This is a genomic window from Aquimarina rhabdastrellae (assembly GCA_947387485.1).
Lineage (GTDB): Bacteria > Bacteroidota > Bacteroidia > Flavobacteriales > Flavobacteriaceae > Aquimarina.
In genome coordinates this window covers 123060-140754 of sequence record CANDNT010000009.1, presented here as the reverse complement: position 1 = coordinate 140754, position 17695 = coordinate 123060, and the positions used below count along the sequence as shown (strand labels likewise).

The 17695-nt window shown below is 31.0% G+C and carries 17 protein-coding genes; 10 read left to right on the top strand and 7 right to left on the bottom strand.

Annotated elements, in window-relative coordinates:
• Window positions 1-51 precede the first annotated feature (51 nt).
• The 8 genes from ACYEKI_RS14210 (at window position 52) to ACYEKI_RS14175 (ending at window position 7941) form a co-directional block, all read left to right on the top strand.
• Window positions 52-1224 (top strand): 2-isopropylmalate synthase, encoded by a 1173-nt coding sequence (locus tag ACYEKI_RS14210; protein ID WP_459211861.1) that lies wholly within the window; start codon window positions 52-54, stop codon window positions 1222-1224.
• Window positions 1225-1252: 28 nt separating this feature from the next.
• Complete coding sequence (gene leuC, locus ACYEKI_RS14205; RefSeq protein ID WP_459211860.1) at window positions 1253-2635, top strand: 3-isopropylmalate dehydratase large subunit; 1383 nt, start codon at window positions 1253-1255, stop codon at window positions 2633-2635.
• A gap of 2 nt (window positions 2636-2637) precedes the next feature.
• Window positions 2638-3228, top strand: a complete 591-nt coding sequence (gene leuD, locus ACYEKI_RS14200; RefSeq protein ID WP_459211859.1) for a 3-isopropylmalate dehydratase small subunit — start codon at window positions 2638-2640, stop codon at window positions 3226-3228.
• Window positions 3229-3286: 58 nt separating this feature from the next.
• The gene (gene leuB / locus ACYEKI_RS14195) at window positions 3287-4402 is read left to right on the top strand and encodes a 3-isopropylmalate dehydrogenase (RefSeq protein ID WP_459211858.1); all 1116 of its coding nucleotides are present in this window, start codon (window positions 3287-3289) and stop codon (window positions 4400-4402) included.
• A 521-nt stretch (window positions 4403-4923) separates the two neighbouring features.
• On the top strand, window positions 4924-5085 hold the full coding sequence (locus tag ACYEKI_RS14190; RefSeq protein WP_459211857.1) for a hypothetical protein: 162 nt from the start codon (window positions 4924-4926) through the stop codon (window positions 5083-5085).
• 91 nt (window positions 5086-5176) lie between these two features.
• The gene (locus ACYEKI_RS14185; protein ID WP_459211856.1) at window positions 5177-5344 is read left to right on the top strand and encodes a hypothetical protein; all 168 of its coding nucleotides are present in this window, start codon (window positions 5177-5179) and stop codon (window positions 5342-5344) included.
• A gap of 232 nt (window positions 5345-5576) precedes the next feature.
• Entirely contained in the window at window positions 5577-7250 is a 1674-nt protein-coding gene (locus ACYEKI_RS14180) for a tetratricopeptide repeat-containing sensor histidine kinase (RefSeq protein WP_459211855.1), read from the top strand.
• Window positions 7231-7941, top strand: a complete 711-nt coding sequence (locus ACYEKI_RS14175) for a LytR/AlgR family response regulator transcription factor (protein ID WP_459211854.1) — start codon at window positions 7231-7233, stop codon at window positions 7939-7941. Before ACYEKI_RS14180 ends, ACYEKI_RS14175 begins: the two co-directional genes overlap by 20 nt.
• A gap of 555 nt (window positions 7942-8496) precedes the next feature.
• Here ACYEKI_RS14175 and ACYEKI_RS14170 read toward each other — a convergent pair.
• From ACYEKI_RS14170 to ACYEKI_RS14160, 3 genes are all read right to left on the bottom strand, one after another.
• Complete coding sequence (locus tag ACYEKI_RS14170; protein WP_459211853.1) at window positions 8497-9516, bottom strand: cytochrome d ubiquinol oxidase subunit II; 1020 nt, start codon at window positions 9514-9516, stop codon at window positions 8497-8499.
• Between the two features lie 4 nt (window positions 9517-9520).
• Window positions 9521-10822: a cytochrome ubiquinol oxidase subunit I gene (locus tag ACYEKI_RS14165; RefSeq protein ID WP_459211852.1), complete on the bottom strand. Its 1302-nt coding sequence runs from the start codon at window positions 10820-10822 to the stop codon at window positions 9521-9523.
• A gap of 255 nt (window positions 10823-11077) precedes the next feature.
• Window positions 11078-12355: a pentapeptide repeat-containing protein gene (locus ACYEKI_RS14160; protein ID WP_459211851.1), complete on the bottom strand. Its 1278-nt coding sequence runs from the start codon at window positions 12353-12355 to the stop codon at window positions 11078-11080.
• Between the two features lie 164 nt (window positions 12356-12519).
• On the opposite strand from ACYEKI_RS14160, the gene ACYEKI_RS14155 reads away from it, so the two are divergent.
• Complete coding sequence (locus ACYEKI_RS14155; protein WP_459211850.1) at window positions 12520-13251, top strand: aspartyl/asparaginyl beta-hydroxylase domain-containing protein; 732 nt, start codon at window positions 12520-12522, stop codon at window positions 13249-13251.
• Here the strand turns inward: ACYEKI_RS14155 and ACYEKI_RS14150 are convergent.
• On the bottom strand, window positions 13248-13634 hold the full coding sequence (locus tag ACYEKI_RS14150; protein ID WP_459211849.1) for an acyl-CoA thioesterase: 387 nt from the start codon (window positions 13632-13634) through the stop codon (window positions 13248-13250). The two genes, ACYEKI_RS14155 and ACYEKI_RS14150, sit on opposite strands and share 4 nt — an antisense overlap.
• A gap of 78 nt (window positions 13635-13712) precedes the next feature.
• Here ACYEKI_RS14150 and ACYEKI_RS14145 point away from each other — a divergent pair, with 78 nt between their 5' ends.
• A complete protein-coding gene (locus ACYEKI_RS14145; protein ID WP_459211848.1) occupies window positions 13713-14342 on the top strand; it encodes an NAD(P)H-dependent oxidoreductase in 630 nt (209 codons plus the stop codon).
• Window positions 14343-14396: 54 nt separating this feature from the next.
• On the opposite strand, the gene ribB is transcribed toward ACYEKI_RS14145, so the two are convergent.
• The 3 genes from ribB to ACYEKI_RS14130 are packed head-to-tail and all read right to left on the bottom strand — an operon-like array spanning window position 14397 to window position 17687.
• Window positions 14397-15548: a 3,4-dihydroxy-2-butanone-4-phosphate synthase gene (gene ribB, locus ACYEKI_RS14140; protein WP_459211847.1), complete on the bottom strand. Its 1152-nt coding sequence runs from the start codon at window positions 15546-15548 to the stop codon at window positions 14397-14399.
• Window positions 15549-15604: 56 nt separating this feature from the next.
• Window positions 15605-17044 carry an LptF/LptG family permease gene (locus ACYEKI_RS14135; RefSeq protein WP_459211846.1) on the bottom strand — a complete coding sequence of 480 codons (1440 nt, stop codon included), beginning with the start codon at window positions 17042-17044 and terminating at the stop codon, window positions 15605-15607.
• A gap of 7 nt (window positions 17045-17051) precedes the next feature.
• Window positions 17052-17687 carry a LolA family protein gene (locus ACYEKI_RS14130; RefSeq protein ID WP_459211845.1) on the bottom strand — a complete coding sequence of 212 codons (636 nt, stop codon included), beginning with the start codon at window positions 17685-17687 and terminating at the stop codon, window positions 17052-17054.
• Window positions 17688-17695 lie beyond the last annotated feature (8 nt).

Here is a 17695-nt window from a genome sequence, read left to right as displayed (position 1 = left end):
TTAAAAAAACTTTAGAGAAAAGCGTGCATTTACAATTTAATTGAGATAGCTATGAGTACCAACAAAGTTCAAATTTTTGACACAACCCTAAGAGATGGGGAACAAGTCCCAGGGTGTAAATTAAACACACAACAAAAATTAATCATAGCAAGACAACTCGATTTATTGGGTGTTGATGTTATTGAAGCTGGATTTCCCGTATCGAGTCCAGGTGATTTTAATTCGGTATCAGAAATTGCAAAACTAGTAAAAAACGCAACAGTATGTGGTCTTACACGAGCTGTTGAGAATGATATTAAGGTTGCTGCAGAAGCTTTGCAATATGCAAAACGACCTAGGATTCATACTGGAATAGGTACTTCTGAATCTCATATCAAGTTTAAATTTAATTCTACACCAGAAAAAATTATTGAACGTGGTGTAGCTGCAGTAAAATATGCAAAATCATTTGTAGAAGATGTTGAATTCTATGCAGAAGATGCTGGACGTACAAATAATGAGTATTTAGCTCGAGTATGCGAAGCCATGATCAAAGCAGGAGTCACTGTACTTAATATTCCTGATACTACTGGATATTGTTTACCAGAAGAATATGGAGAAAAGATTAAGTATTTAAAAGAAAATGTAACTGGAATTGATAAGGTAACCATTTCATGCCATTGTCATAATGATTTAGGATTAGCTACTGCAAATTCTATTGCTGGTGTTCTTAATGGAGCTCGTCAAATTGAATGTACTATCAATGGTATAGGTGAACGTGCAGGGAATACTTCGCTAGAAGAAGTTGTCATGATTATGAAACAACATCCTTACCTACAGTTAAACACTGATATCAATTCAAAATTATTATACGAAACTAGTTTAATGGTTTCAGATAAAATGGGAATGATAGTACAACCTAACAAAGCTATCGTAGGTGCAAATGCCTTTGCTCATAGTTCTGGAATTCATCAAGACGGTGTAATTAAAAATCGTGAAACTTACGAAATAATTGACCCTGCCGAAGTAGGTGTAACAGAATCTGCTATAGTGCTTACAGCTAGAAGTGGTCGAGCTGCACTTGCTTATCGCGCAAAAAAAGTTGGTTATGAATTAACTAAACTTCAACTTGATATTGCCTATAAAGAATTTTTAAATTTTGCAGATAAGAAGAAAGAAGTTTATGACGAAGATATTCATGTTATTATGAATAATACAAACATAGCAGTAGCCGTTTCTGCTTAATGATTTTATATAGCTAAAGCTAAATTTAATGAAGAAGACATTATTTGATAAAGTATGGGATGCTCATGTTGTTAAAGAAATACAAGATGGTCCTCAAATTTTATATATCGATAAACATTTAATACACGAAGTAACAAGTCCACAAGCGTTTAACGAACTTGAAAAACGAGATATTCCAGTTTTTAGACCAGATCAGATTGTTGCTACAGCAGATCACAATACCCCAACTCAGGATCAACATCTGCCTGTAAAAGATGTATTATCTAAACAGCAATTAGAACAATTAACCATTAATTGTAAAAAAAATAATATTACGTTATACGGTTTAGGTCATGAATACAATGGTATTGTTCATGTCATTGCTCCAGAATTAGGAATTACACAACCTGGTATGACTATGGTATGTGGTGATAGCCATACCTCTACTCATGGTGCGTTTGGTACTATTGCTTTTGGAATTGGTACAAGTCAAGTAGCTCAAGTTTTTGCTAGCCAATGTTTATTATTACAAAAACCTAAAAGCCTACGCGTAAATGTAAACGGGACATTAAAACCGGGTGTACTCCCAAAAGATGTTATTCTTTATATTATTTCTAAACTAGGTACTAACTCTGGTACAGGATATTTCTGTGAGTATGCAGGTAATGTATTTCAAGAAATGTCTATGGAAGGAAGAATGACTGTATGCAATATGAGTATCGAAATGGGAGCTCGTGGCGGTATGATTGCACCAGATCAAACTACTTTTGACTATATAAAAGGAAAAACGTTTGCTCCTCAAGGAGATGATTTTGATAAAAAAGTAGCTTACTGGAAAACGCTAGCTACAGACGAAGGTGCCGTATTTGATCAAGAATACCACTTTAATGCCGAAGATATAGAACCTATGCTTACCTATGGAACAAATCCAGGTATGGGTATTAAAATCACAGAACAAATTCCTATAGAAAACGATCCAAGCTTTGAAAAAGCATTACAATACATGAATTTTTCAAAAGGACAATCTCTAGTTGATCAAGAAGTTAACTATGTTTTTATAGGAAGCTGTACCAATAGTCGTATAGAAGACTTTAGAGTCGCTGCAGATTATATAAAAGGGAAACAAAAGGCCTCTAATGTAACTGCTTGGTTTGTTCCTGGATCTCAACAAGTAGCACAACAAATTGTCAACGAAGGTTTACAAGACATTTTTGAAGAAGCAGGTTTTCAACTTCGTCAACCGGGATGTTCAGCTTGTTTAGCAATGAATGATGATAAAATTCCTGAAGGTGAATATTGTGTTTCTACTTCAAATAGAAATTTTGAAGGTAGACAAGGGCAAGGTTCCAGAACTATTTTAGCTAGTCCTTTAGTGGCAGCCGCTACAGCTATAGAAGGTAAAATTATTGACATTACAAAACAATTAAACTAGTCATGGAAAAATTTTCAACATTAACCTCAACAGCAGTTCCATTGGCTATCGAAAATATAGATACCGATCAAATTATCCCTGCTCGTTTTTTAAAAGCTACAAGCAGAGAAGGATTTGGAGAGAATTTGTTTAAAGATTGGCGTTTTCATAAAGACGGAACGATCAATACAGATTTTTCTCTTAATGATTCAAAATATAGCGGAAAAGTATTAATTGCTGGAGATAATTTTGGTTGCGGTTCTAGTCGTGAACATGCCGCTTGGGCTATTCATGATTATGGTTTTAAAGTTGTGATCTCAAGTTTCTTTGCTGATATTTTTAAAGGAAATGCTTTAAATAATGGAGTGTTACCTATACAAGTATCACCTACTTTTTTATCACAACTTTTTGAAGCTATTGATCAAAATCCTAACACTGAATTTACAGTTAATCTAGAAACACAAACATTAACTATTATAGGAACTGATATTTCAACAACATTTGAAATTAACTCCTATAAAAAAACGTGTTTATTAAATGGATATGATGACATAGACTTTTTAGTAAGCAATAAAGAAGCGATAATACAATTTGAGCAAGAACGCTCTTATTAAACTTAATAAAATTAAATAGTACATTAACCATATCAATGGTTTCTAAAATTGTATACTTATGAAATTAAATATAGCTGTATTAGCAGGTGATGGTATAGGTCCAGAAGTGACAGCTCAAGCCATAAAAGCATTAGAAGCCATTGCGCATAGCTTTAACCATACTTTTTTATTCAAAAATGCATTAGTAGGAGCTACAGCAATTGATCATTGTAATGATCCTCTTCCCGAAGAAACTTTATCCTTATGTAAAAATACCGATGCAGTTCTATTCGGTGCTATAGGTGATCCTAAATATGATAATAATCCTAATGCTCCTGTTAGACCAGAACAAGGTTTATTAAAATTAAGAAAAGAGTTAGGCTTATTTGCAAATATTCGTCCTGTAAAAGCTTATGAAACTTTACTTGATAAATCACCTTTAAAATATGACATTATAGAGGGTACAGATATTTCAATATATAGAGAGCTAACAGGAGGTATCTATTTTGGCGAAAAGAAATTAAATGAAGCTGGAACTATAGCTTCTGATTTATGTCAATACAGTGTAGAAGAAATAGAACGTATTGCTCATTTAGCTTTTAAAGCTGCACAAAACAGAAGAAAGAAATTAACGCTAGTTGATAAAGCTAACGTATTAGAGTCATCTCGTTTGTGGAGAAAAGTAGTTCGTAATATGGCTTCACAATATCCAGATGTAGCCTTAGACTATTTATTTGTAGATAATGCTGCTATGCAAATGATTCTTAATCCCAAGCAATTTGACGTGATTTTAACTGAAAACATGTTTGGTGATATCATTTCTGATGAAGCTAGTGTTATTGGTGGTTCTATTGGATTACTTGCCTCTGCATCTGTAGGTAAAAAATACTGTATGTTTGAACCTATACATGGTTCCTTTCCTCAAGCAACAGGAAAAGGTATTGCAAATCCTATAGCTGCTATTTTATCTGCTGCTATGCTTCTGGAACATTTTGATTTACATCAAGAAGCAACAATGATTAAACTAGCTGTAGAAAAAGCATTAGAACTTCATTTAACCACTCCAGATTTAAATGAAGAATCACCATTAACCACTGAAAAAGTAGGCGATTTTATTGCAGATTATATCGAAAACCCTAAAGACTCAAATATAAATTTTGAAAATATACATGTAGGACAATCTACTATTATTTAAGGTCGCCCTTTTAAAAAATATGAGTTCATGAAATCTAAAAGCATCATATAGACATAAACTCATAAACTATTTTTTATTTTTTTCTTTCAAAAGGCTATTTAAGGTACTGTTCCTTAATAGCCTTTTCTTTTAGATATTTACAAGTTATCTATATATACCTAAATAGGGTTGACCGCTTTTCTAAAGAAGAAATGAATTTATGAAATCTAATTACTAGAAAAAATCGAAGAATTAACTCTATATACAATTGAACAACAAGAAGTATTAAAAAAGCAACAGCAAAAAAATGAAGTTCTCGAAGCTAGATTAGCCAAACTTGAGGCTTTATTGCTTAAATAATATCCTCTTAACCCCATAACATTTCTTTTTACTGTCTTTTATTTAATTAAACATAAACATTATATATCAATATTTTGCTCAAAATAATTACTTAAAACCCATTTATATTATACGGAAAAACACCTGTATCAATTACTGTTTTTTAATTAAATTTAAATACAAATCATTTTAAAAATAAAGATATGTTAAAAAACATTTTAAATTTAGACGGAATCAAAAAATTAGAGAAGAAACAACAACGTGCTGTCCAAGGAGGCAGAATGAAATGTAAAGTTAATGGTGAATGTATAGCTTTTGGTCGACAATGTGCTGAATCTGAATGTGCTTTTATTGATCCTTGTTAAAAGACATTAAACTTCTATATAGGATAGGAATTGTGTTTGCAATTTCTATCCTATTTTTTTAATCACATAAACCACTTAAAAACTATTACTCATGTTAAATAACATCTTAAAATTAAATCATACACATGTATTAAATAAAAAGCAACAATTGGCTATCCAAGGCGGTGAAAAAAAATGCTTCTATAATGGACAATGTCAAGAATATGGTGCGCATTGTAAAGAATTACAATGTTCCTTTGAATTAGGTAGTAGACTTTAAAATTATTCAATAACATGGTAAATATTCTACAAAGATATTTATCATGTTATTAACGCATAACCATACTATATCTTTATAAAATATTTTAATAATATCTCATCAACAATCTCATGTATACCACTTTTAATCAACATAATATACAAATGAATAATCATTTTCTTATTTCGTAAAAACAATAGTGATATCTATTCATTTTATTCTTATTTTAGCTTTACTACTTTAAAGCCCCCCTATGAAGTTAAAATACATTCTATCAATCTTTTTCATTTTTATATGCTTTCATTTTTTATATCCTCAACAAAATACAACTTCGATTATTGATTCTTTGACGACCAAAGAACAAAAACAACAGTTATCGTGGGACGATTATACTGTGTTAACTAAAGCTTTTATACGCAAAAAAGATTATACCAATGCTTTGTTTTATACCAATGCTTGGATTGAACGTGCAAGAGAAGTTGATGATACAAACCAACTAATCAAAGCTTATGACCGACGTAGAATTCCTTTGTATTATTTAGGTCAAACCGAAGAAAACATCCAGAATCATCAAACTTTAATCCAATTATTTAGCGTTAAAGATTCTATTAAAAAAACCAAAATACTTAGTTCACTAGGACTTTTATATCATGATCAAGGTGATGACCAAAAAGCCTATTCTATTTTAAAAAACATTGATTTAAAACATTTTAAAAGCGATCCTAACGCTTCTGGTTATTTTACTAATTTTGGTATCATACTTTCTTCTATAAAAAAATATGATTCGGCTATATATTATTTTAAGAGAGCTACGCAACTTAATAAAGAAAATAAAACTGGCGATCTTTTACTAAATTATTCAAATATAGCTGCTACTTATTTAGATCATAATAAACCTCAAATAGCTATTCAATATCTAGATTCAACTAGAATGTTTTCTAAAAGTTTAAGAGGTTCGAGCTTAATTCTCGAAAACTATTTTACAGCTTATAAAAACTTAAAACAATTAGATACCGCAGCAATTTATTTGGATTCTCTCCAAAAGATAAACGAACAAATTTTTCAAAAAAACCTAAACACTGAGATAAAACAACTCAAAAACGCTCATTTAAAAGAAAAAGAATTACAACATACTATAAAACTAAAAAACAATGAACTAGAGCGTTCAAAGAGATACCAATTATGGGGAATTATTCTTTTATTACTATGTATTATTGTAGCTGGATCGATTATCTTTTTTCTTGTTTTAAAGAATTTAAAAACAACACATAAAAATAGTCTAGTTGAGCAACAACTATTACGCTCGCAAATGACTCCTCATTTTATTTTTAATTCGCTAGCTATAGTTCAAGGTATGATATTGAGCAATAAAGCTCATAAAGCCTCTATTTATATAGCCAAACTATCTAAACTTATTCGTTTAGTCTTAGAAAATTCCAGATCAAAAATAGTACAGCTTTCTCAAGAATTAAAAGTAATTCAGCTATACTTAGACTTACAGTTAGAACGCACTAATCATGCTTTTACATACTCAATTCATATAGATCAATCAATAGCTACAGATACTATTAGAATTCCTCCTATGATCATCCAACCATTTATAGAAAATGCTATTGAACATGGGTATCAAGAAAATAATAAAAACTTTTCTATACATCTGAGCATTTCATTAGAAAACGAAAGTCTTATTTGTACTTTAATTGATAATGGTGTCGGCATTAATTTTTCTAAAAAGAATAAAAAAACAGGTGGTAAAAAAGGAGTTTCTACAATTATTACTACCAAGCGCCTATCACTATTATCAAAACAATTGAAATCACCCGGAAACTTAATCATTAAAGACAATACTATTTATGGCAAAAATGGTACTGTAATCACTATAACTATTCCTTACAAAATTATTGCAAATGAAGACTTTAATTATTGAAAACGAACCATACATCAGAGCTTCATTAAAAGCGTATATTAGAACTTTAGCTATTCCCATAGAAATCATCGGAGAAAGTAGCTCTGTTCATGATGCCATTGAAACTATTAAAATTATCTCTCCAGAACTTATTTTAATGGATATCGATATTGATGGTGGAACAGCTTTTGATGTTCTTAAAGCTATAGACGAAGTCAATTTTAAAGTTATTTTTATTACTGCTCACGAAAAATATGCACTCCGCGCTATAAAAAACAATGCCGTAGATTATATTTTAAAACCTATTGATCCAGAAGAGTTAGAAGCGGCTATATATAAAGTACTTTCTAACCACAATACAAGTACTACTCCTAAACAATTGGATTATCAAAAAGACAGATTAGTTTTAAAACTACAAAACAGTCTTCAGTTTATTGACTTAAATACACTCTTATATTGTAAGTCTGATAAAGGATATACGACTTTCTATCTTAATGATAATCGTCATTTTTTGGCATCAAAACCGCTTAAAGATTTTGAAAAGCAACTGCCTAAAAATAACTTTATTAGAACACATCAATCGTATATCATCAATACTGCATTTGTAGATTGTTTTGATAAAAAGGGTTTTTTAATTCTTAAAAACGGTGTTAAAATACCTGTTTCTACTCGTAAAAAAGATGAAATAATTACGGTTTTATTCCACTCTTAAAAAACAAATTTAAATTTAAACACAAACGAATATACATTTATTTTGGGCGTATATAGATTCTTGTTTTAATTCATGTGACTTTTAGGTTACTTTTACTTTGTGCTCAATCAAAAAATATATTACAGTTATATGCAATCATTAAAAAATCAAAAATATGTATTAACAATAATTACTATTTATACTATTGCCTTTATCATTGGTAATGAGACTTTATCTTTGTTTGATTTGCCCCTTGTAATCACAAATAGTATTTATCAACTTACATTAATAACATGTATGGTTTATGTTATTTTCCCCAGTATTAAATCATACATGTTATCTCTATCATCTTATACTTATATTTAAATCAAGTGGGTTAAGAAGTTAATATCTGTTCATAATTACAATCTTAACCAAATTATGGATAAGTAGTAGTGTGCTTTAGTGGGGCTTTTTTAAGTGCACTACTCACTTATTCATTTCTTAATAAGTTTATAGTAAAAAAGTAACTGTATCCTTCAATTACTTTTTATGTGTTTTCATTAACCCCAATGTTTCTCATTGGGGTTATATATTTTATCGTTCAAGTATTTTAATCATTTTAAATGATTTTAATAAATGAAACAGGCCTGGTAAAATAATACTTCCTCCTATTATCAAAGCTATTCCTAGAGTTTGTATTACAGCTTCTGGCGCAACTCCATCAAGTAAACTCAAACTTCCGGTACGTGTAATAATCATATTGGGATAATGAGACATTGCAATCGCAAATAATATTAAAAACATTTGTAAACCTGCATAAAATCTACTCCATATCTTATTCCCTTTTCTAATCGATTTCCATAACGGAATTAATACTATTGCTGAAATACCAACAATAACTAAAGCAAAACGATGATGTAAGAAATCTATAATAAATTTATTTTCGGTTACATAACCATAACTCAATGTAATTAATCCTAGAAGTACTACTACTATTGTTGCTATAGTAGATTTTCTTCTATACATCTTTTCATTTTCTGGAGCGGCTTCTCCTATTAATAAAACCGATGATAAAAAGGCACATAATGCTGTAAAAAAAGCGCCTATTAAAATACTTAATGGTGCTGTCCACGAACTGACATATATCTCATAAAAAGTTTGTGTTTGATTAGCATCCAAAAGAACTATTCTACCCGATATCAAAGCACCGAATATCATTCCTAAAAACATAGGAGTTATTAAACTAGAAATTTTAAATAATAGATCATAAATATATTGTGAGTCATCCTTAACTGCATCATAATGTCTAAAGACAAATGCAACCCCTCTTAAAGTCACTCCTAATAACATTATGGTTAACGGAATGTGCAAATTTACTACCAGCACATTGTAATACTGTGGAAATGCAATCCATAAAATCACAATTACAATAATGATCCAGATATGGTTTGCTTCCCATACTGGTCCCATAACTCTATAAATCGTTTTTTTGGTAATTTCCTGATTCTTTTCCGATGAGAATAATTCTACGATTCCTGCACCATAATCGGCTCCTCCTAAAAGTGCATAAAGAAAGAATGAAAATCCCAAAAAGAATATAACTATATACAACATAGGCTTAGGCTTTAGTTTGATTTAATACTTTGATTTGTCTTCTCATTAACCATGTTACTGCGATAGTAAGGACTGTATATACTAATACATACATATAAAAACTATAGACTACACCATCCATAGGGGTTACCGCATCTTTGGTTTTCATAATATTATAAATAATCCACGGCTGTCTTCCTACTTCGGTTACAATCCATCCTGCCTCTAGTGCTATAAATCCCATTGGTGCCATTATAATAAACACTAACCAAAATTTAGATTTTGATAACCAATGCTTTCGTTTTAATGATATAAAATACAGTATTGCGCATAACATCAACATCCCTCCTATTCCTACCATAATCTGAAAAGCATAATGTACTATAGCCACATTAGGATGTTCTTCTTTAGGAAAATCGTTTAACCCTTTTACCTCTGCATCAAAATCTCCAAAAGCCAAGAAAGATAACATTCCGGGTAAGGGTATTTTATAACTCACCTCTTGAGTTTCATTATCAACAATACCTCCTATATACAATGGCACATTTTTTTCTGTTTCATAATGAGCCTCCATTGCGGCTAACTTTATCGGTTGTCGTTTTGCTATATCTTTTGCCGATATATCTCCGCTTATAGGTTGTAACAAAGCTGCTATAGCTCCAAAGGTAATCGCGATCTTAAAAGCCTTGGTATGTAAGGCTACTTTTCGTTTTTTATAAATCTGATATGCGTGTACTCCTGCTACAGCAAAACCTGTTGCTGTAAAAGCTGCTAATATCATGTGTAATGCTTGTGTAAACCAAGCCGGATTAAGCATAGCTGCTATTGGGTCAATATTTGAAAACACTCCGTTCTCGTATGTAAAACCACTAGGCGCATTCATCCATCCATTGGCAGCGACAACCAGTATACCAGAAGCTACTCCTGCAATTCCTACTATTACTCCTGTAAACCAGTGAAATCGCTTAGGTAATTTATTCCATCCATAAAGATAAAACCCTAGCGCAATTGCTTCTATAAAAAATGCAGCACCTTCTAGCGAAAATGGCATTCCGATAATAGGTCCTGCATGTTTCATAAATTCTGGCCAGAGTAATCCTAATTCAAATGAAAGTGCTGTACCTGAAACTGCTCCAGTAACAAAAAATATAGCAACTCCTTTTTGCCAAGATTTAGTAAGCGTAAGATAAATTTGATCTTTGGTTTTTAACCATTTGTAATGTGATACTACCATAAAAAAAGGCATAACCATACCCACACAAGCAAAAACAATGTGAAATATGAGTGTAAATGCCATTTGGAGTCTTGCTGCATCAAGATTTTCCATAGACGTTATTTAATGAAGTTAATAATTGTATTATCCTTAAAACGGACTCAATTGGTACCTCATTGAATACGGCTATCAAGAATAATTTTTCCCTCTATAAAGATACGACACAACCATATTTTGAAGAAGTTTTCTTAGGGTAATTTTATAACCACACTATTCTTTTTAACTATGGTTAAATAAGTATCATTTATGATTAAAAAGAATGATCAAACCAAGCTATTTTTAAAAGACTTATTAATCGATTTTAAAACTTTATTTCTTTAAGTTTTTGGTCATCTCTTCTATAACTCTAGTAGTTATATTATCCATTTCTTTCTCTTCTAATTGTATAGGTTTATTAATAGATTCTGTGAGTTGTACGGTATTCTCTACGATTTGATCTAGTACTTGATTGATCCGTATTTTTGATTGCTCATTATTATCTGATAAGATATGGATTGCATTAAGCGCTCCATTAATCGATCCTACATAACGTTTACGCTCTTGTAATTCTATAATACGTTTTAAACGATTATTAATTTGATTAATTAAGGTAATAACTAATGATATCCCAAGAATGATAGGACTGACATAAAAGAACCATTGTAAAAAGGTAGTTTCATTGTTGAGTGTAAGTTTAAATCCTTCATAGTTAGTATTAACATAAGACATGATATTCCATACTCCTATAAGTACTAAGATTAGAAAAACACTAGCTAATACATATTGTATCCCTACTGCATATTGTAAATGTTGATTAGGTGTCTCTAGATGTTTTAGCGCATTGCTGATTTTTTGATTAGTATTTTCTTTAGCTGCTTGTTCTTTTTCTAATTTTTCTTCTTCTTTCTTTATTGAGTTTTTAATATCATCTACATTTTCGACATTTTTTAGTTTCTCTTGTAATTCATTAATTCGATGTTTACTTTCAAATTCAATATCATTTGAACTTAAATATTTTTTAGAAACATTTTTCGCTTCATATAGCTGATCTATTGTATAATCAGCCCCATCTAATTTTACACCTTCTAAATCAGCATCTTTAAAATTAGTACCTTCAAAAATTCCATCTTTTAAGTTTGCATTAATAAGAACAGCTCTACTTAAATCAGAATTAATTAATTCTGATTTTTCAAAGTTTGTATTTATCAATATAGTATCAATAAATTTTGCATTATCTATCACTGTTTCTTTTAAGTTGGCTCCAGATAAATTTGTTCTCTCAAAATTTATAAAATCCAATTTAGCTCTTTCTAAATTAATCTTACTAAGATTTAAATCACTAAAATCCAAACCACTAAGATCTAAAAATGATAAGTTACCTTGTTTTCCTATTTCACCATTAGAATTCAACCACTTTCCATGCTGCTCTAATATATTTGAGAAATCAGTATTTGTAATCTTATTCCGAATCATTACTCTATTAATAATTCGGGCAACTTTTCTATCTCTTAATATATTTTTCTTTAATAATTCTGATTCTTGATCATTTTTATCTAAAGCTTCTTTTAATTCCTCATCTGAGATTTTTCGGTATTGGCGATCTTCCATAAACTAACTGTAATAATGCTTTGATTTTATACCTAAGATACGACTTAGCCTTACACAAAACAATCTAAATTTGCTTGTATTATTTTTCAGCATTTTTATTCAAAAAACAACCTACTTCTTTATCTATTTTGTATTTTCAAGTATATCTAAGCAGCTAAGAGATTATGAGTACCATCACACCAACAAAGTTTTTGCAATTACCCTATCAGTTTGATGTTTTAAAACTACAGCAAGATGTAGCTTTGTTGCTAGAGCAACAATGGATTGCTCATTTTAATACAAAAGGTTATGATGGTGACTGGAAAGCCATTCCGTTATATGCGCCTAATGGTGATGCTTCTAATATTCAAGCTTTATCAAATTCAAACGATCCATTATTACTTACAACTAATCTTAAAGCTTGCTCTTATCTCAACGAAGTGATAGAGACTTTTCAGTTTCCGTTACTCTCTGCTCGTTTACTCAAATTAAGTGTTGGTGCTTATATCAAACCGCATAAGGATCATAAATTAGGTTATGAGGATGGATATTTTAGATTACACATCCCCATTATTACCAATAAAGATGTGCATTTTATGCTAGATAATACAGAGGTTACCATGCAAGAAGGTGAATGCTGGTATACCAATGTAAATTATGTACACTCGGTACGTAATCAAGGTGTTACTGATCGTATACATCTGGTTATTGATGGTAGACGAGATGAATGGTCTGATAATTTGTTTTTTTCTCTAGCTCCCAAAGAAAGTTTAATCACTCCTCGTGCAATCCAACAATCTCCAGAAACCATCAAGTTTACCATACGAGAATTAGAACGTAGTAATATGCCTATAGCCCAAACATTAATCAAAGATTTAAAAGAAAAACTAGCTTTAATTAATGATAGTAATTATTAATCAACAATAGGTATTGGTTGTTTTTCTTCGTTTACAGCTACAAACTTGAATAAACCAGTAACTGCTTTTTCTCTTACATCTTGGTACATATCTTCTTTGTAAATATCTACTTGAACAAGACAGCTAGTATTACCTACTTTAACCACTTTGGCAGTCAATTCAATTATAGTCCCCTGTGGTATCGGCTTTTTAAAATCAATTTTATCTGTAGAAATGGTGACTACTCTTTTTTTACTAAAACGCGTAGCACAGATAAAAGATACTTCGTCCATTAATTGTAATGCGGTACCTCCAAATAAGGTATCATAGTGATTAGTCGTATTAGGAAAAACTGCCTTAAAAACACTAGTTTCTGATGCTTCAATACGGTCGTTTATAGTCATATTATTTTTTCTTATCACATTTCTCACAAATCTACAATAGTCTAACTTATATTTGCGCTATCATAAAAAAAGATTTCTATGAATATTATCGAAAGTTTAGAATGGCGCTATGCTACAAAAAAGTTTGATGCTACAAAATCGTTAAGTACAGCTCAAATTGATACGCTTATTCAAGCATTTAATTTGACTGCAACTTCTTATGGTTTACAACCTTTAAAACTTGTTGTGATCCACAATAAAGATTTACAGCAACAACTTGTAGCGCATTCTATGAATCAACAACAAGTTGCCGATGCTTCTCATTTACTTGTTATTTGTATCGAAAAAGAAATCTCATCTGATTATATCATCAATCATTTTGAACGTGTAAAAGCGATACGAAATACTAATGATGAGGTTTTAAAGCCTTTTAGAGATTATTTGATTGATTCTTTTGGAGGAAAATCAACTACAGAAATACGCACATGGGCTTCAAAACAAGCTTATATCGCTCTAGGTAATTTATTAACTGTATGTGCTACGCAAGAGATAGATGCTTGCCCTATGGAAGGTTTTGTTCCGGAAAAATATGATGAGGTTTTACAATTAGACAAAAAAGGATTGTCTTCTATTCTGGTACTTCCTGTAGGTTATCGCTCTAATGAAGATATGTTTGCAGATTTTGCCAAGGTAAGACGTTCTACAAATGAGACTGTGATTCAATTCTAATACAAAAAGCCCTCTATAAAAGAGGGCTTCTTATTTATATTTTCTTTGTCGTAACTAATACGATACGTAATCTATTATCTCTAATCCATATCCTATCATACCTACACGCTTTTCTTGCTCACTATTAGAAACTAAGCGTAATTTATGAATGCTAAGATCATGTAATATCTGTGCTCCTATCCCAAAATCTTTGGAATCCATTACAATTCTAGGCGCTTTAACTACTTCATCTTCTTCTTGAAGTCCTTTTAATATCCCTAATCGATTTAGCACATTAAGTGATTGGTTTTCTTGATTAATAAAAAGAATTGCTCCTTTCCCTTCTTTATTAATACATTTAAACATATCGTCTAATCGTTTATCTGCATTATTAGTCAAGGTTCCCAAGATATCATTATTAACCAATGTAGAATTAATTCTAGTCATCACAGGCTCATTTTCTGCCCATGTACCTTTGGTTAATGCGATATGTATTTGATCGTTTGTAGTTTGTTTATAGGCACGTAACCTAAACTTTCCAAAACGAGTAACTATATCAAAATCTTCTTTTTTCTCAATCAAAGAGTCATGCTGCATTCTATAGGCTACAAGATCTTCTATCGATACTAATTTCAGGTCAAACTTTTTTGCTACCTCTACTAATTCTGGTAACCTTGCCATAGTCCCATCTTCGTTCATAATCTCAACGATTACTCCTGCTGGTTTTAACCCTGCTAATCTTGCAAAATCTATAGCTGCTTCTGTATGTCCTGTTCTTCTTAATACTCCTCCTTGTTTCGCTTTAAGCGGAAAAATATGTCCTGGTCTAGCCAAATCATGAGACTTAGTATCTTCATTGATTAAAGCTTCGATCGTTTTTGATCTATCGCTAGCCGAAATCCCTGTAGTAACTCCTTGTCCTTTTAAATCAACTGAAACTGTAAAAGCTGTTTCCATAGGATCGGTATTGTTACCTACCATCATATGCAACTTCAATTCGTCACAGCGCTGTTCTGTTAAAGGTGTACATATTAATCCTCGACCGTGTTTGGCCATAAAGTTAATCATCTCTGGAGTTACCTTCTCTGCTGCTGCAATAAAATCTCCTTCATTTTCTCTATCCTCATCATCAACTACTATAATTACTTTTCCTTTGCGGATATCATCTATAGCTTCTTGTATCGTATTGAGTTGTATACGTTTTTTTGTCACTGTCGTTTCAGACATAATTTATGGAAATATGTTGTGTTTATTTTCAACAAATATATTTAAAAAGAATGGCTTTATTTAGATTTTGAAAATCGTTTTTGAAAGAATTCTTTTATAGGTTGTATCACTGCATCCATGTTTGTAACTCCTCTATCTCTAGTTGCTCTATAGGTAAAGAATATACTTAATGGAAATATAATAAATGTCGATAACCACGATCCTAAAAATGTAGGTATTCCTCCTTCTTCTGCACTATTGTTTGCAAAAAGTCCAATAAAGTGATAGCTCAAAAAGATTATTACTCCAATAATAATTGGGAGTCCTAATCCTCCTTTACGAATAATAGCCCCTAATGGTGCTCCTACAAAGAATAACAATACACATGCTATACCTAAGGCATATTTATCGTGCAAAGTCATCTCATATTTATTAAGGAAACGTCTTTTTACTTTAGCATTTTTTATAGTTGCTCTAAAATTACGCTGCAATCCATCTACATTAGAAAAGGCTAATTTATATACTTGTGATTTCTCTTTATTAGTAAAGTATTCTAAGTATGTTTTTACGGTATCGCTTAATATTTTAGGTTTTTCTATTGTAAGATCTCTATTAAGTTCGCTTATTCCATTACGCGCCTCAATCTTAGTTTCCATCGATTTTCTATCGGCATTGTAAGCTCCAGATAATGAGTCCAAAATATCACCTAATTCATTTACATTAAGCATTTTTGGACCTTTTTTATATTGTTCCTTATTTAAATCGACATCATTAAAACTCGATAAATCAATATTGATCGTATATTTTTCAAAATGAGCTTTAGCTAGAGGTAACTTTCGCTGTTGTTTTGGTGACGATTGTTGTACTTCGTCATAGTAATTTCCATCACTTAATACTAGAGAAATTAACTCTGAGTCTACACTTCCCATTAATTCTCCTTCTTTGGCTTTAATCACTGTAAAATTCCCAGCTCTTGATGCTTTCTTATGTATAATTACATCTTTTAAAAACTCATCATTTTCACCATATTTTTCTGCTACTTTTATATTGATATCTCCTAAATCATTAAATTGATTAGGCGCTATTGCCATTGCTGGCTTAACTTTAACAAGGTTCTTTCTTAGGTTAATAAACTTCTTTTCTGCAGATGGCATTACCACGTTTGAAAAGAAGAATGCACCAAACCCTAAAAGCACAATAAAAACACTTAATACTCGCATTGCTCTTTGTAGCGATATTCCAGAAGATTTCATTGCTGCAAACTCATAATTCTCTGCAAAGTTACCAAAGGTCATAATTGACGTCAATAAAATTGTCAATGGTAATATCATAGGAATCAATCGCGGTGTTCCATATAATAAAAACTTAAGGATTACTAAGATATCAATATCTTTTCCTGCCAATTCTGATATGAATAACCATATCATTTGCAAGATAAAGATGAGTAATATGATAATAAAGAGCGGAAAAAATGTCTTTAAAAAAGTTACTAGAATATATCGATCTAATATTTTCAAGGGATATTTAATCTAAACGGTTGATATAATAGTTGCTATATTTTGATTCATCAAAAACAAATTGTGTTTTGGATAACGGCTGATTTGTTTTAAAGCTGTTCACTGTAATTGTAATCTGTGTACCGTTATTCTGTGTTTGAATCATTTTGTAAATATGCTTCGTTTGTACATCAATTCCCAATAAAATTTCTTTTAATTCACTATTAGTATCTATTGGGGTTAATTTTATGTACTGAATTTTTCTTCCTTTTACATTTTGTACAATGTCTTTTTTATAGGTATATCCTTCTTCATAAAACGTTAGCATTTTTGATGGTGTAATACTATCGTCTTCTTCTTCACTTTGTGTAGAAATATTAATTTCTTCGTCTTCTGGGATAATTACATATAATTTTTTTCCATCATACATACGTGTACTTCCCATTAGGTTAAGTACATAGTTATTATTTTTTAAGACCACATCTCCTCTTGTCTCTTGATATACGTCTTCTTTTGTGTTTTTTAAGGCATATTTAAATCCTATAACAATATTATCATATGATTTTACTTTGCTAGAAACCTCATCCAGTATGGTCTTTGCGTTTTGAGCTTGTACTACTTGCACAAAACAAAATGCTAATACGATGAATACTATTTTTTTCATTTTTTTTC

Excerpts from the sequence above, each read along its gene's own strand:
- ACYEKI_RS14210 (WP_459211861.1), top strand. The coding sequence starts at position 52 with ATGAGTACCAACAAAGTTCAAATTTTTGACACAACCCTAAGAGATGGG.
- leuC (WP_459211860.1), top strand. The coding sequence starts at position 1,253 with ATGAAGAAGACATTATTTGATAAAGTATGGGATGCTCATGTTGTTAAA.
- leuD (WP_459211859.1), top strand. The coding sequence starts at position 2,638 with ATGGAAAAATTTTCAACATTAACCTCAACAGCAGTTCCATTGGCTATC.
- leuB (WP_459211858.1), top strand. The coding sequence starts at position 3,287 with ATGAAATTAAATATAGCTGTATTAGCAGGTGATGGTATAGGTCCAGAA.
- ACYEKI_RS14190 (WP_459211857.1), top strand. The coding sequence starts at position 4,924 with ATGTTAAAAAACATTTTAAATTTAGACGGAATCAAAAAATTAGAGAAG.
- ACYEKI_RS14185 (WP_459211856.1), top strand. The coding sequence starts at position 5,177 with ATGTTAAATAACATCTTAAAATTAAATCATACACATGTATTAAATAAA.
- ACYEKI_RS14180 (WP_459211855.1), top strand. The coding sequence starts at position 5,577 with ATGAAGTTAAAATACATTCTATCAATCTTTTTCATTTTTATATGCTTT.
- ACYEKI_RS14175 (WP_459211854.1), top strand. The coding sequence starts at position 7,231 with ATGAAGACTTTAATTATTGAAAACGAACCATACATCAGAGCTTCATTA.
- ACYEKI_RS14170 (WP_459211853.1), bottom strand. The coding sequence starts at position 9,516 with ATGTTGTATATAGTTATATTCTTTTTGGGATTTTCATTCTTTCTTTAT.
- ACYEKI_RS14165 (WP_459211852.1), bottom strand. The coding sequence starts at position 10,822 with ATGGAAAATCTTGATGCAGCAAGACTCCAAATGGCATTTACACTCATA.
- ACYEKI_RS14160 (WP_459211851.1), bottom strand. The coding sequence starts at position 12,355 with ATGGAAGATCGCCAATACCGAAAAATCTCAGATGAGGAATTAAAAGAA.
- ACYEKI_RS14155 (WP_459211850.1), top strand. The coding sequence starts at position 12,520 with ATGAGTACCATCACACCAACAAAGTTTTTGCAATTACCCTATCAGTTT.
- ACYEKI_RS14150 (WP_459211849.1), bottom strand. The coding sequence starts at position 13,634 with ATGACTATAAACGACCGTATTGAAGCATCAGAAACTAGTGTTTTTAAG.
- ACYEKI_RS14145 (WP_459211848.1), top strand. The coding sequence starts at position 13,713 with ATGAATATTATCGAAAGTTTAGAATGGCGCTATGCTACAAAAAAGTTT.
- ribB (WP_459211847.1), bottom strand. The coding sequence starts at position 15,548 with ATGTCTGAAACGACAGTGACAAAAAAACGTATACAACTCAATACGATA.
- ACYEKI_RS14130 (WP_459211845.1), bottom strand. The coding sequence starts at position 17,687 with ATGAAAAAAATAGTATTCATCGTATTAGCATTTTGTTTTGTGCAAGTA.